Raw genomic sequence first — 1365 nt, 5'->3', positions numbered from 1 at the left:
TGCAAGATCTGTGAAGGTTTTTGTCAAGCGGTGGCTTCGAGGATGCGCCAGATTTGGCGGGTTATGTAGCGTTTTAGGTTGCGGGTGATCTCGGCTGGGGTGCGGCCTTCGGTGGTCCGGCGGTTGATGTAGTCCTTGGTGGGCTGGTGGCATCGTTGGCGGGCTTTGGCGATGGTGTGGATGGCGGCGTTGAGGGTGCGGTCGCCGCCGCGGTTGAGGCGGTGACGCACGATGCGGCCGGAGCTGGCGGGGACGGGGCTGACGCCGGCGAGGCTGGCGAAGGCGGCTTCGCTGCGGAACCGGCCGGGGTGCGACCAGGTGATCAGGGCGATCGCGGCGGTGACCGGGCCGATGCCGGGCTGGTCGAGCAGGGCCGGGCAGAGTTTCGCGACCAGGGTACGGATCTCGGTGAGGTTGGCTTTCAGGAGCTGGTCGAGGGCGAGGATCTGGGTGGCGAGGGCGGCCAGTTGAGTACGGCGTAGCCGGTCGGGGCCGTTGCCGGTGGTGACGAGGGTGATGGCGTGCTGGACCTGCCGCAGGGTGCTCAGGCCGCGCAGTTGCGCGCGTAGGGCGTCGTCGGCGGTGAGGATCACCGATTTGAACAGGTTGATGGTGGCGGTGCGCATGTCGCTGTGATGGCGGCGGATGACGTGGAGCAGGCGCAGGGCTTCGCGGTCGCCGTCGGCGCGGGGTGTGGCGAGGTGGTCGGCGGCCAGCACGGCTCGGGCGGCGTGTACGGCGTCGAGGGCGTCGGACTTACCGCCGCGGCGGCGCCTGCCTTTGGCGGGCTTCGGGGCTTCCAGGACGGTCTCGCCGGCGGTGTGCAGGGCACGGCTCAGGCCGATGCCATGGGCTCGGGTGCCGTCGATGGCCCAGGCGCGTCGCTGGCCGAGCCGGGCGGTGTGCCGGTCGGCCCAGGCCAGCAGGACACCGGCGCCTTGCGGGGTGGCCGGGACGGTGAGTTCGGCCAGCACGGTCCCGACCGGGGTGAGCACGGCAGCGGTGTGGGTGTCGGTGTGGGTGTCCACACCGATGACCGCGTCGACGCGGTCGGCCAGGCGTTCTGTCAGGATGGGCGACACGGACGGTTCTCCCTTGTGCGGGCGACGTTCGGACGGCGTCGGCCCGGGAGACGATCACCCGGCGGCATATCTGTGATGAGTCACGCGCTGACACGCGGACAGGCTTCTGATCAGGCCAGCAAGGTGGGCCGGGCCGACACCGGCAACCCACGAGGACAAGTCGCACCACACGGCACGCCATCAGATGGCGGCCAGATCTTGCATGAGTCACTCGTAGATCACCGGTGCCGAACCCTACCGATACCAACCCCTCCCGGAACCGGCCCACCTATAGAAGCGTCGC

The 1365-nt window shown here is 69.5% G+C and carries 1 protein-coding gene; it reads right to left on the bottom strand.

The genetic code is table 11. The features are described 5' to 3' along the window. Window positions 1–23 precede the first annotated feature (23 nt). Window positions 24–1082, bottom strand: coding sequence for an IS110 family transposase (locus AB0E94_RS53000; protein WP_360344595.1), 1059 nt, complete (start codon window positions 1080–1082; stop codon window positions 24–26). Between the last annotated feature and the right edge of the window lie 283 nt (window positions 1083–1365).

The sequence above is a fragment of the Actinoplanes sp. NPDC026670 genome (assembly GCF_040638175.1).
Taxonomy (GTDB): domain Bacteria; phylum Actinomycetota; class Actinomycetes; order Mycobacteriales; family Micromonosporaceae; genus Actinoplanes.
This window is presented reverse-complemented; position numbering and strand designations above follow the sequence as displayed.